The organism is Streptomyces sp. NPDC057877, assembly GCF_042796855.1.
GTDB lineage: Bacteria > Actinomycetota > Actinomycetes > Streptomycetales > Streptomycetaceae > Streptomyces.
On record NZ_JBHVMS010000002.1, the window covers coordinates 528,398 to 540,958 of the forward strand.

The following is a 12,561-nucleotide window of genomic DNA, read 5'->3' on the forward strand; positions in this document are numbered from 1 at the left end:
CACAGCAACAGCGCCAAGGAAGCTAGACCTCTTTGCGTGGTTCGCCAAGGGGTATGACCGGAACAGAACAAACTTTGTCCTGAGTGTGGATAAACGGGCCGAGCCCGGCTACGGTCTCAAGGCCCGTACCGGAGTGGGGAGTTCGACCGGAGTGGGGAGTTCCGTATGGATGGACGTGAGTTCGACAGACGTGGGTTCAACCGTCGGGTGCTGCTGGGTGGCGCGGTCGTCGCGACATCGTTGTCCCTGGGCCCGGAGGCGGGTACCGCAGAGGCCCTGCCCGCCCGGTCCGCACCGGCGGGCGGCGAGGTCAGACACCTCAGGCTCTACATGGAACGGCTCTCGGACGGCCGTATGGGCTACGGCCTGGAGAAGGGCAAGGCGACCATCCCCGGCCCGTTGATCGAACTCAACGAGGGCGACACCCTGCACCTCGAGGTCGAGAACACCATGGACGTGGCGGCCAGCCTCCATGTCCACGGCCTGGACTACGAGATCTCCAGCGACGGCACCCGGCAGAACAAGAGCCACGTCGAACCCGGCGACACCCGCACCTACACCTGGCGCACCCACGCCCCCGGCCGCCGCAAGGACGGCACCTGGCGGCCCGGCAGCGCGGGCTACTGGCACTACCACGACCATGTCGTCGGCACCGTGCACGGCACGGGCGGCATCCGCAACGGCCTCTACGGCCCCGTGATCGTCCGGCGCAAGGGCGACCTCCTGCCGGACCGGACCCACACGATCGTCTTCAACGACATGTCGATCAACAACCGTGCCCCGCACACCGGCCCCGACTTCGAGGCCACGGTGGGCGACCGGGTGGAGTTCGTGGTGATCACGCACGGCGAGTTCTACCACACCTTCCATATGCACGGTCACCGCTGGGCGGACAACCGCACCGGCCTGCTGACCGGCCCCGAGGACCCCAGCGCGGTCATCGACAACAAGATCGTGGGCCCGGCGGACTCCTTCGGCTTCCAGGTGATCGCGGGGGAGGGGGTCGGCGCGGGGGCGTGGATGTACCACTGCCATGTGCAGAGCCACTCCGACATGGGGATGGTGGGGCTGTTCCTGGTGAAGAAGACGGACGGCACGATTCCCGGGTATGAGCCGCATGATCCCCACGAGGGCCACGAGGGCCATGAGGAGCACTAGGCCTACGGCATGCACCCCACCCGGGCCGCACGAGAAGTACTAGGCGCGCCCACTGGGCGCGCCTGGCGGGGCGAGAGCGCTCTCACCTCCCCTCCCGCCCGCGGCTATCCTGATCCGCAGCCGCGCAGGAGGGTGCTCGAAGTGACCGAGGCAGTGTCGCGTCCCACGCTGGAGGCAGTCGCCGAGCGGGCGGGCGTGTCGCGGGCCACCGTCTCCCGGGTGGTCAACGGCGGCACCGGCGTGCGCAAGGCCCTCGCCGAGCGGGTCCGGCGGGCCGTGGAGGAACTCGGCTACGTCCCCAACCAGGCCGCCCGCACCCTGGTGACCCGGCGCCACGACGCGATCGCCGTCGTCATCGCCGAACCGGAGACCCGGGTCTTCGCCGACCCCTTCTTCGCCCGGCAACTGCGCGGCATCAGCAAGGAGCTGACGGCCCACGACAACCAGCTTGTGCTGCTGCTCACCGAGGGCCGCGACGACCACGCCCGCGTCGCCCGCTATCTCGCCGGTGGCCATGTCGACGGCGCGCTGGTGTTCTCGCTGCACCTCGACGACCCGCTGCCCGGCCTGATCCGGGGCGCCGGGGTGCCGACGGTGTTCGGCGGGCGGCCCGGCTGGGGCGAGGGCACGCATCCCGAGGCCCCCGCTGCGGTCTTCGTCGACAGCGACAACCGCGGCGGCGCCCGGGACGCCGTACGCCATCTCGTCGACCTCGGCCGCACCCGCGTCGCGCACATCGCCGGGGCGCTCGACCAGACCTCCGCGGTGGACCGGCTCGACGGCTACCGGGACGTCATGGGGGACGCCGACCCCCGGCTGGTCGTCGAGGGCGACTTCACCCCGTCCGGCGGTGAGCGGGCGATGCGGGAACTCCTCGACCGCCGTCCCGACCTGGACGCCGTCTTCGCCGCCAACGACCTCACCGCCTCCGGCGCCCTGCGGGTGCTGCGCGAGCGCGGGCGCCGGGTGCCCGAGGACGTCGCCGTGGTCGGCTTCGACGACATGTCACCGATCGCCGAGCAGACCGACCCACCGCTCACCACCATCCGCCAGGACATCGAGGAGATGGGCCGCCTGATGGCCCGCCTCCTGCTCCACCGCCTCGACCGCCGCGCCACCGGCGGCCCGGCGGAACTCCCCCCGACGAGCGTGGTCCTGCCGACCACCCTGGTGCGCAGGGCCTCCGCCTAGCCCCGCCGTTCCCGCCTTCTCCGCCCTCTCACGGGAGGTTAGGCTCAACGCATGGTGAGGTGGCGGTGGCAGGGCCCGGTGGCGGAGACGGCGCTGGTGCTGGTGGTCGGTCTGGTGGCCCTCCTCGGCCTGGCCGTGCAGTCGCGTGGCCTCGACACCACCGCCGAATGGGCCGCGCTCTGGGTGGTGTTGGTCTCCTCCGGCGCGCTCGTCCTGCGGCGCCGCCATCCGGTCGCGGTGGGCGCGGTCGCGCTGGCCGCCGTGTCCGCGTACGGGGCGCTGCTGCACCAGCCCGGCCCGATCATGCTGGTGTTCGTGCTGGCGCTCTACACCGTCGTCGACGAGGGGCACCTCGCGGTCGCCATCGGCTTCGGCGCCGCCTCGGTGGTCGCCTTCGCCCTCGCGGACGGCTACGACAGCGAGTCCGGCGGCGGCAACGGCGCGACGCTGCTGCACGCGGGCTGGCTGGTCGCGGTCATCGTCGGCGTGACCCGCAACCGCCGTGCCTACGTCGCCGAGGCGCGGGCCCGTGAACGCGCCGCGGAGCAGCGCAAGGAGGAGGAGGCCCGGCGCCGGACCACCGAGGAACGGCTGCGCATCGCCCGCGAACTGCACGACGCCCTCGGCCACCATCTCTCCCTGATCAACGTGCAGGCCAGCGCCGCACTGCACCGCCCCGACCCGGCCCGCTCCACCCAGGCGCTCACCGCGATCAAGCAGGCCAGCAAGGAGACGTTGCACGAGTTGCGCACGACCCTCGGGATCCTGCGGAGGGAGGACGACGCCGCCCCGGCCGAGTCGGCCCCCGGCCTGGCCCGCCTCTACGAACTGGTCACCACGGCCGGGCGTTCCGGCCTCGCGATCCGCACCGAACTGGCCGAGACGCGCCCCCTGCCGCCGGAGGTCGACCTGGCGGCGTACCGGATCGTGCAGGAGGCGCTCACCAACGTGACCCGGCACGCCCACGCCACCGCCGTGGTGATCCGGGTCCGGCCCGACCACGACGACGTACTCGTGGAGGTCGACGACGACGGCACCGGCACCCCCGGCCCCGGCGGCTACGGGATCCGCGGCATGGACGAGCGGGCCCGGGCGCTGGGCGGCTCGCTGACCACCGGCTCCGCACCGGGCGGCGGCTTCCGGGTGCGCGCCCGCCTCCCGCTGCGGCCCGCCCCGGTGCCCGTGGGCGCGGCGGCGCCGGGCGCGGAACCGGGGGGTGCCGCGTGATCCGCCTGCTGCTCGCCGACGACCAGACCCTGGTGCGTGCCGGGTTCCGGTCCATCCTGGAGGGCGAGGACGGCATCGAGGTGGTCGGCGAGGCCGCCGACGGCGCCGAGGCGGTCCGGCTCGCCCGGAGCCTGCGGCCGGATGTCGTCCTGATGGACATCCGGATGCCCGGCCTCGACGGGCTCGCCGCCACCGAGGAGATCGCCGCCGCCACCGACGTCCGCGTGATCATCCTGTCCACCTTCGACCTGGACGACTACGTCTACGGCGCCCTGCGGGCCGGTGCGAGCGGCTTCCTCGTCAAGGACACCGAACCGGCGGAACTGATCCACGGGGTGCGGGTGGTGGCGCGCGGCGACGCGCTCATCGCGCCCTCGATCACCCGGCGGCTGATCTCCGAGTTCACCGCCCGGGCCCCGCACCCCGACCCCGGGCCCCGGCTGAGCGCCCTCACCGAGCGGGAGCGCGAGGTGATGGCGCTGGTCGCCGAGGGCCTGTCCAACGACGAGATCGCGGCCCGCCTGGTACTGAGCCCGGCCACCGCCAAGACCCACGTCAGCCGGATCATGACCAAGACCGACGTCCGGGACCGGGCCCAACTGGTGATCCTGGCCTACGAGTCCGGCCTGACCGTGCCCGGCTGGATCGCCCGCTCCTGAGGACGAGGCGGCTCCCGGAGACGGTTCAGGGCGTGGGCACCGGCCCCGTGCCCCGGCCCGACCCGGTGGTACGGCGGGAGCGGGCCAGGGCCAGTCCGCCGAGGGCGACGCCGGTCAGCGCGAACAGCAGGCCGAGGACGGCCCCGGCGCGCCCCTGGCCGTTGCCGAAGCCGCCGGTGGTCTGGGCGAGGTGCAGCGCGCTGAGGACCAGGCTGACCGGTCCCGCCGCCAGCGCCGTCAGGGCGCCCGTGCGGGCGTTGCCGCCGCGGAGCCTGCCGAGCGCGCGGGCCAGCGCCAGCCCGCCGACGATCGCGCTGAACAGCCCCAGCAGGGCGAACGCGGACGCCCCGGCGCGCCCGGAACCGCCCACGCCGTCGGCGGCGACCGAGACGTGCGCGGCCACCGGTACGGCGTCGGCGAGCATGAGGTGGACGGACATGGAAGGTCCCTTCGATCGCATCAGCGGATACGTCTCGAAGCCTAGGAAAAGGGCCGGTGACCTGGCGTCATGCCGGAGTTGCCAAGGGGCGTACCACCCGGGTCGCGGGTGCCCGGGGCGCCGTACCACCGGAGTTGTGTCACCCCGGGACACGAACGAGGCCGGGACCTGTTGGCGGTCCCGGCCCGCGAGAGGTCGCCGCGAAGGTTCGGGTGTCGACGGGCTGTTCTTCTGGTGGGTCGAGGGCGAGCCGTGACGCGCTGGCCGGGTCAGCCCGTCGGGGGTGCGGGGGGTGCGCTCTTGAGGACGGCGAAACGGGCGCCGTAGGGGTCGGCGAGCTTGGCGATGCGGCCGACGTCCGGCAGGTCCATGGGCTCCATCCGCACCGTGCCGCCCAGTTCCCGGGCGCGGGCGACCGTGGCGTCCGTGTCGGTGACCTCGAAATACGGCAGCCAGTACGGGTCCGACCCCGCCTCCGTGGGGTCGTCGGCCAGCGGAACGAGTCCCCCGAACATGGCGCCCTCCCCGGCTCCGGCGGGGTTGACGCAGGTGTAGATGCCGTCCGGGTAGGTGACGGACGAGGTCTCCCAGCCCAGCACGGCGTTGAAGAAACCGGCCGCCGCCGCGATGTCCGGGGAGTACAGCTCCAGCCAGCACAGCGATCCGGGGACCTCGAACACGTCCAGGCCCGCGAGCTGCCCCGGCTGCCAGATGCCGAACGGTACGCCCGCGCGGTCGGCGAGGATCGCCGTGTGCCCTTGGCCCAGCACGTCCACGGGGGGCGTCAGCACGGTGCCGTGCGCCTCCTCGACGGCCTTGGCGGTGGCCTGGGCGTCACCGCTGTGGAAGTACGCCGTCCAGGACGGCGGGCCCTGGTCCGGGGCGGTTCGCGTCCCGGCGGCGACGGTGCGGCCGTCGAGCTGGAAGAAGCCGTACCCTCCGGCCTCCGGCCCCGCCGACCGGAACCCCCAGCCGAACAGTCCGCGGTAGAAGTCGACGGCACCCTCGAGGTCCGGACTCCCGACCTCGAGCCAGTTCGGAGCGCCGCCTACGAAACGGGTGGTGAGCATCCTCGGCCTCCTCGCGCAGAACCCGCTGCCTGCACTGCCGAGTCTCGCACCGCCCACTGACAATCGCCGCCGCGACACCGACGACGGCCCGCGGGTCCTGCCCGCACGCGCCCGTGCCCTGGCCGGGCGTTGTGCCGCGCCGTGACCGTGCCCGGCGCCGCGGGACCGTGGACCCGGCTCGGCACGCTGATGCCGGACGTGCCCCGTGTCCTGGCCGGGTGTCGGGCGCCGCCTTGGGGCCGCGCCCGACACCCAGAGGCATCCGGCGCCCCCGACCGCCCCAGGGCCCCCGTCCAGTGCCGTTGCCGCGTCCGAACCCCCGCCGCCCGCTCCCGCGCGCCGCCGTGCCTTCCCTCCTCCCGACCGTCATCATCAGGTCGGCCGGAGGCCACGGGCTGCCGCGTTGAGCGGGCGTTGATCGAACGTTTTTCGCCGTTAGGCACGCTCTCGGCCATGCACTCCGAAACAATCGGCCCGGCCGGTACCACCTGGGAGCAGGCGCTGTGTGCGCAGACCGGGGCGGAATTCTTCTTTCCCGAGCCGGGCAGCTCGGTGCGGGAGGCCAAGCGCATCTGCGGGATGTGCGAGATGCGCGAGGCCTGCCTCGAGTACGCGCTGGCCAACGACGAACGCTTCGGCGTCTGGGGCGGTCTCTCCGAGAAGGAACGCCTCAACCTCAGGCGTACGCCCCGGTGAGGGGTCAGGCGCCCGCGCGGGCCGCCATCCGTGCCTTGCGCGCCGCCAGCTTCGCGTCGAACTTGGCGGCCTCGGCGTCCAGGCCGCCCATGTACAGACCCAGCTCCTCCTGCGCCTGCTGGCCCTCCGGGCCGAGGCCGTCGATCTCCATGACCCTCAGGAAGCGCAGCACGGGCTGCAGCACGTCGTCGTGGTGGATGCGCAGGTTGTAGACCTCGCCGATGGCCATCTGCGCGGCGGCGCGCTCGAAGCCGGGCATGCCGTGGCCGGGCATGCGGAAGTCGACGACGACATCGCGGACGGCCTGCATGGTGAGGTCGGGGGCCAGTTCGAACGCGGCCTTCAGCAGGTTGCGGTAGAAGACCATGTGCAGGTTCTCGTCGGTCGCGATGCGGGCCAGCATGCGGTCGCAGACCGGGTCGCCCGACTGGTGGCCGGTGTTGCGGTGGGAGATCCGGGTGGCCAGCTCCTGGAAGGCGACGTAGGCGACCGAGTGCAGCATCGAGTGCCGGTGGTCGTGCTCGAAGCCCTCGCTCATGTGGGCCATCCGGAACTGCTCCAGCTTGTCCGGGTCCACCGCGCGCGAGGCGAGGAGGTAGTCACGCATGACGATGCCGTGCCTGCCCTCCTCGGCGGTCCAGCGGTGCACCCAGGTGCCCCAGGCGCCGTCGCGGCCGAACAGGGTGGCGATCTCGTGGTGGTAGCTGGGGAGGTTGTCCTCCGTCAGGAGGTTCACGACCAGCGCGATCCGGCCGATCTCGGTGACCTTGGACTGCTCCTTGCCCCAGGCCTCGCCGTCCTCGAAGAAGCCGGGGAAGTTCCGGGCGTCGCTCCAGGGGACGTACTCGTGCGGCATCCAGTCCTTGGCGATTTTCAGATGCCGGTTCAACTCTGTCTCGACCACTTCCTCCAAGGCGTACAGCAGCTTGGCGTCGGTCCAGACGGACGGGCTGCCAAGATGGGGGGAAGTGATCGTCACGAGTACTCCAGGGGGACGTGGCGCAAAGCGGTAACGTTCCGGCTGACCGATGCCGGGAACCTACGGGATCGTAGGCTACGAAGCCGTAGGTTACGAAGCCGTAGGTTAAGAGTGCTGTAAAGAGTGCTGATCAGGCCACGGGCCGGGCATGTCGAAAAGCCCCGGGACGCGCAGGTCCCGGGGCTCCTGGGGGAGTCGATCGCCCCTCAGACGTACAGCTCACGCAGCCTGACTGAGAGGCACGTCACACAGCCCTCGAGTTTCTCGAACTCGCTGATGTCCACGACGACCGGCTCATAGCCCAGATCGGTGAACAGCTCCGCGGTCTTCGGCGCGCTCGCCGCCATCAGCAGCTTGGCGCCGCCGAGCAGCACCACATGGGAGCCGGACTCCTCCGGAACCGGCAGGAAACGGCCGAACAGGGACGGCATGTCCATCCGCGGGATATGGCCGATGACCGTCCCGTCCGGCAGCGCCGTGACCGCCGACTTCAGATGCAGCACCTTGCTCACCGGCACACTCACGACCCGCGCCCCCAGTGGCGCGAACGCCGCGCGCAACTGCTGCACCCCGGCCGCGTTGGTCCGGCCGCCGCGCCCCACGTAGACGGTGTCGCCGATCTTCAGCACGTCGCCGCCGTCCAGGGTGCCCGGCTCCCAGATCCAGTTGACCGAGCAGCCCAGACCGGCGACGGCCTCCTCCACCGCGGCGGTCTCGCCCCGCCGGGACTCGGCGCCGGAGCGGGCGATCAGGGCCACGTTCCTGTACATGACCACCGTGTCCTCCACGAACACGGAGTCCGGGCAGTCGTCCGCCGGGCCGACCTCGATCGTCTCCCAGCCGTGGGCGCGCAGCGCCTCCCCGTACGCCTCCCACTGCCGCACGGCCAGCTCGGCGTCGACGTCCGCCCGTTCGACATGCGTCACCAGTCCCTCGGCGAGACGCGGGCTGGGGCGGCGGACGAGGGCCTTCTTGCTGGGCACGGGCGGGTCTCCGTATCGGATGGGCGGTGCAGGTGGTTCGAGATGTGGCCGAAACCCAGAGGGGCGCGTCGGCGCACATCGTGCAACCCATTGTGGGAGACGGCCGCCCTCCGCTTCACATCACCTGCCCCGCCCCCACCCATCACCCATCACCCATCACCTGTCACCCGTCGCCCACCGCCCGCCGCAGATGCTCACCGGTGAAGGACCCGGCCGCGGTGAGCAGCCGGGCGGGCGGTCCCTCGAAGACGACCCGCCCGCCGTCGCGTCCGCCGTCCGGCCCCAGGTCGATGACCCAGTCCGCGTGCGCCACGACGTCGAGGTTGTGCTCGACGACCACCACCGTGTTGCCCGTGTCGACGAGCCGGTCGAGCAGGGCGAGCAACCCGTCGACGTCCGACATGTGCAGCCCGGTCGTCGGTTCGTCGAGGACGTACACCGCACCCGACCGGTGCAGTCGGGTGGCCAGTTTCAGCCGCTGCCGCTCGCCGCCGGAGAGCGTGGACAGCGGCTGGCCGAGCGTGAGGTAGGTCAGGCCCACATCGCGCAGGGCGGCGAGCCGTCGTCGTACGCCCGGGTCGTCGAAGAAGTCGAGCGCCTGCCCCGCCGTCATCGCCAGCACATCGGCGATGGAGCGGCCGTCGACGGTGAGCCGCAGCACCTCCTCCTTGAAGCGGCGGCCCTCGCAGTCGTGGCAGACGGTGGTGACCGGGTCCATGAAGGCCAGGTCGGTGTAGATGACGCCACGGCCCTCGCAGGTGGCGCAGGCGCCGTCGGAGTTGAAGCTGAACAGGCCCGCCCGCGCGCCCGTCGCCCGGGCGAACAGCCTGCGGACCGGGTCCATCAGCCCGAGGTACGTCGCCGGGGTGGACCGCGCGGAGATCCCGACGGCCGACTGGTCGACCACCACCACGTCGTCGTGCGCCTCGGTGAACTCCGCGACCAGGGTGCTCTTCCCGGACCCGGCGACCCCGGTGACCGCGGTCAGCACCCCGGTCGGGAACCGCACCGTCACCTCCCGCAGGTTGTGCCGGTCGGCGCCCTTCACCCACAGCCCCCCGGTGGCCTCCCGGGGCCGTTCCCGCACGACGGTACGGCGGCCCAGGCACCGCCCGGTGAGCGTCCCGGAGTCGGCCAGCTCGCGCGGTGTGCCCTCGAAGACGACCCGCCCGCCCCCGGTGCCCGCGCCCGGCCCCATGTCCACGACGTGATCGGCGAGCGCGATGACGTCCGGGTCGTGCTCGACGACCAGCACGGTGTTGCCCTTGTCGCGCAGCCGCAGCAGCAGATCGCCGAGACGGCTGACGTCGCGAGGGTGCAGCCCGACGGTGGGTTCGTCGAAGATGTACGTCATCCCGGTCAGGCTGGAGCCCAGGTGCCGCACGGTTTTGAGCCGCTGCCCCTCACCGCCGGACAGCGTCGCGGTCTCCCGGCCCAGGCTGAGATAGCCGAGGCCGATCGCCGCGATGCGCTCCAGGGCGGCCACGGCGGCCCCCGCGATCGGGCGCGCCACCGGGTCGTCGATCTCCTTCAGTACGGGGATCAGATCGGTGACCTGCATCCGGGCGCAGTCGGCGATCGACCGGCCGCCGATCCGCGTCGCCAGCGCCGCCGCGTTCAGCCGGTCGCCGTGGCAGTCGGGGCAGACGCCCTCGGCCAGGAACTGCCGCACCAGGTCCCGGGTCTTCTGGCTCATCGCCGACAGGTCCCGCTTCAGGTACAGCCGTTCGAACCGATCGGCCAGGCCCTCGTACTCCGTGGTCCAGGTGCCGCCCGCGCCGCTGACGGTGACCTTGCTGCCGGGCCGCCCGCGCATCAGGAACTCCCGCTCGGCGGCGGTGAAGTCGCCCACCGGCTTGTGCGGGTCCAGGTCGTCGCTGTTGGTGTACGCCTGCCCCTGCCAGGTCCCCGCGGCGAACGGCGGGAAGCGGACCGCGCCGTCCGCGAGGGTCCGGGCCGGGTCCAGGATGCGGTCCCAGTCGGGCTGGACGGTCCGGCCCAGCCCGTCGCAGCGCGGGCACATCCCCGAGGGGTCGTTGAACGAGTACGCCGTCGCCGGACCGGCGCTCGGGGTGCCGTGCCGGGAGAACAGCACGCGCAGCACCGACCAGACGTCCGTCATGGTGCCGACCGTGGACCGGGAGTGGCCCCCGACCGGCCGCTGGTCGACGACGATCGCGGGCGTCAGGTGCTCCAGCGACTCCGCGTGCGGCCGCTCGTACTTGGGCAGCCGGTTGCGGACGAACCACGTGAACGTCTCGTTCAGCTGGCGCTGCGACTCCACCGCGATCGTGTCGAAGACGACCGAGGACTTCCCCGATCCCGAAACGCCGGTGAACACGGTCAGCCGGCCTTTCGGGATGCGGAGCGTGACGTCCCTGAGGTTGTTCTCCCGGGCTCCGGTGAGGGTGATGAAAGCGGACATGCGGACGAAGCTAGGCGATAATCCCGACAGCTTCTGGCGTGATTTCCGTGAGCTTCCCGTCCAGCAGCAGCCAGCGGGTGATGCCGATCGACTCCAGGAACGGCAGATCGTGACTGGCCACGACCAGCGCCCCCTCGTACGACTCCAGGGCGGTGGTGAGCTGTCGTACGCTCGCCATGTCCAGGTTGTTCGTCGGCTCGTCCAGCATCAGCAACTGCGGTGCGGGTTCCGCCAGCATCAGCGCGGCCAGGGCCGCCCGGAAGCGTTCGCCGCCCGACAGCGTCGCCGCCCGCTGGTCGGCGCGGGCGCCCCGGAACAGGAAGCGGGCCAGCCGCGCCCGGATCCGGTTGTTGGTGGCGCCCGGCGCGAACCGGGCCACGTTCTCGGCGACGCTCAGCCCGTCGTCGAGGACGTCAAGGCGCTGCGGCAGGAACCGCAGCGGGACGTGCGCCGTCGCCTCGCCCGCCAGCGGCGCCAGCTCCCCGGCGATCGTCCGCAGCAGCGTGGTCTTGCCCGCGCCGTTGCGCCCGATCAGCGCGATCCGCTCCGGGCCGTGCAGATCCAGGCCGCCCTCGACCCGTGCGCCGTACGCCAGTTCCAGCTCCCGCAGGCTCAGCACGGCCCGCCCCGGCGGTACGGCCGTGTACGGCAGGTCGACGCGGATCTCGTCGTCGTCCCGTACCGCCTCCGCGGCCTCGTCCAGCCTCTCCTTCGCCTCGGCGAGCTTCTCCTCGTGCATGATGCGGTGCTTGCCCGCGGAGACCTGTGCCGCGCGCTTGCGTGCCCCCATGACGATCTTCGGCTCGCGTTTCTGCTCGAACATCTTCTGCCCGTAGCGCTTGCGCCGGGCCAGCTTGACCTGGGCGTCGACCAGCTCGCGCTTCTGCTTGCGCAGATCGGCCTCGGCGACCCGCACCATCCGCTCGGCCGCCTCCTGCTCGGTGGCGAGCGCCTCCTCGTACGCCGAGAAGTTGCCGCCGTACCAGGAGATCTCCCCGGAGCGCAGGTCCGCGATCTGGTCGACCAGGTCGAGCAGCTCACGGTCGTGGCTGACGACGACCAGCACGCCGGGCCAGGACGCCACGGCCGCGTACAGCCGCCCGCGGGCGTACAGGTCCAGGTTGTTGGTCGGCTCGTCCAGCAGGAGGACGTCCGGGCGGCGCAGCAGCAGCGCGGCCAGGCGCAGCAGCACCGACTCGCCGCCGGAGACCTCGCCGACGGTGCGGTCCAGGTCGATGTGGCCGAGCCCGAGTTCGCCGAGGGTGGCGAGGGCGCGTTCCTCCACGTCCCAGTCGTCGCCGAGCGTCTCGAAGTGCTCCTCCGCCGCGTCACCCGCCTCGATGGCGTGCAGCGCGGTCCGCCGCGCGGCGATGCCGAGCGCCTCGTCGACCCGTGCGGTGGTGTCGAGCGTGACGTTCTGCGGGAGGTAACCGACCTCGCCCGCGACGCGCACGGACCCGTCGACGGGAGTGAGTTCACCGGCGACGAGCTTCAACAGGGTGGACTTGCCGGACCCGTTGACACCGATCAGGCCGGTGCGGCCGGGGCCGAAGGAGGTGTCCAGGTCCTCGAAGACGGGGGTGCCGTCGGGCCAGGTGAAGGCGAGGGACGTAACGGTGATGGAAGGGGTAGCCATGTGGCCTCCGCGTTGCTCGAAACGATCAGGGGCGAACGCGTATGGAGACACCTGCGACCTGCGGGAGGGGACGAGGAGGCCGTGGGCATGAGAAGGCC

Annotated in this window: 11 protein-coding genes; 5 read left to right on the forward strand and 6 right to left on the reverse strand. The window is 72.0% G+C overall.

Annotated features, from left to right (window positions below; all coding sequences use genetic code 11):
- Positions 1-165: 165 nt before the first annotated feature.
- The 4 genes from ACFVQG_RS06200 to ACFVQG_RS06215 all read left to right on the forward strand — a co-directional run bounded on the left by ACFVQG_RS06200 (position 166) and on the right by ACFVQG_RS06215 (position 4,235).
- Positions 166-1,158, forward strand: a complete 993-nt coding sequence (locus tag ACFVQG_RS06200) for a multicopper oxidase domain-containing protein (RefSeq protein ID WP_383377397.1) — start codon at positions 166-168, stop codon at positions 1,156-1,158.
- Between the two features lie 141 nt (positions 1,159-1,299).
- The gene (locus ACFVQG_RS06205) at positions 1,300-2,349 is read left to right on the forward strand and encodes a LacI family DNA-binding transcriptional regulator (RefSeq protein ID WP_383377399.1); all 1,050 of its coding nucleotides are present in this window, start codon (positions 1,300-1,302) and stop codon (positions 2,347-2,349) included.
- Between the two features lie 51 nt (positions 2,350-2,400).
- Entirely contained in the window at positions 2,401-3,576 is a 1,176-nt protein-coding gene (locus ACFVQG_RS06210) for a sensor histidine kinase (RefSeq protein WP_383377401.1), read from the forward strand.
- Positions 3,573-4,235, forward strand: a complete 663-nt coding sequence (locus ACFVQG_RS06215; protein WP_383377403.1) for a response regulator — start codon at positions 3,573-3,575, stop codon at positions 4,233-4,235. The genes ACFVQG_RS06210 and ACFVQG_RS06215 overlap by 4 nt, the downstream gene beginning before the upstream one ends.
- Before the next feature lie 25 nt (positions 4,236-4,260).
- Here the strand turns inward: ACFVQG_RS06215 and ACFVQG_RS06220 are convergent, their stop codons facing one another.
- Together ACFVQG_RS06220 and ACFVQG_RS06225 are read right to left on the reverse strand one after the other, a co-directional pair.
- Positions 4,261-4,674, reverse strand: a complete 414-nt coding sequence (locus ACFVQG_RS06220) for a DUF6223 family protein (protein ID WP_383377405.1) — start codon at positions 4,672-4,674, stop codon at positions 4,261-4,263.
- 269 nt (positions 4,675-4,943) lie between these two features.
- Positions 4,944-5,744 carry a VOC family protein gene (locus tag ACFVQG_RS06225; RefSeq protein ID WP_383377406.1) on the reverse strand — a complete coding sequence of 267 codons (801 nt, stop codon included), beginning with the start codon at positions 5,742-5,744 and terminating at the stop codon, positions 4,944-4,946.
- Positions 5,745-6,197: 453 nt separating this feature from the next.
- Between ACFVQG_RS06225 and ACFVQG_RS06230 the strand changes: the two genes are divergently transcribed.
- A complete protein-coding gene (locus ACFVQG_RS06230) occupies positions 6,198-6,440 on the forward strand; it encodes a WhiB family transcriptional regulator (protein ID WP_383377408.1) in 243 nt (80 codons plus the stop codon).
- A gap of 4 nt (positions 6,441-6,444) precedes the next feature.
- Here the strand turns inward: ACFVQG_RS06230 and ACFVQG_RS06235 are convergent, their stop codons facing one another.
- The 4 genes from ACFVQG_RS06235 to ACFVQG_RS06250 form a co-directional block, all read right to left on the reverse strand.
- Positions 6,445-7,419: an acyl-ACP desaturase gene (locus tag ACFVQG_RS06235; RefSeq protein WP_383377410.1), complete on the reverse strand. Its 975-nt coding sequence runs from the start codon at positions 7,417-7,419 to the stop codon at positions 6,445-6,447.
- 206 nt (positions 7,420-7,625) lie between these two features.
- On the reverse strand, positions 7,626-8,402 hold the full coding sequence (gene ddaH / locus ACFVQG_RS06240; protein WP_383377412.1) for a dimethylargininase: 777 nt from the start codon (positions 8,400-8,402) through the stop codon (positions 7,626-7,628).
- Between the two features lie 163 nt (positions 8,403-8,565).
- Positions 8,566-10,827 (reverse strand): ATP-binding cassette domain-containing protein, encoded by a 2,262-nt coding sequence (locus tag ACFVQG_RS06245; RefSeq protein WP_383377414.1) that lies wholly within the window; start codon positions 10,825-10,827, stop codon positions 8,566-8,568.
- A 10-nt stretch (positions 10,828-10,837) separates the two neighbouring features.
- Entirely contained in the window at positions 10,838-12,463 is a 1,626-nt protein-coding gene (locus ACFVQG_RS06250) for an ABC-F family ATP-binding cassette domain-containing protein (RefSeq protein ID WP_383377416.1), read from the reverse strand.
- Between the last annotated feature and the right edge of the window lie 98 nt (positions 12,464-12,561).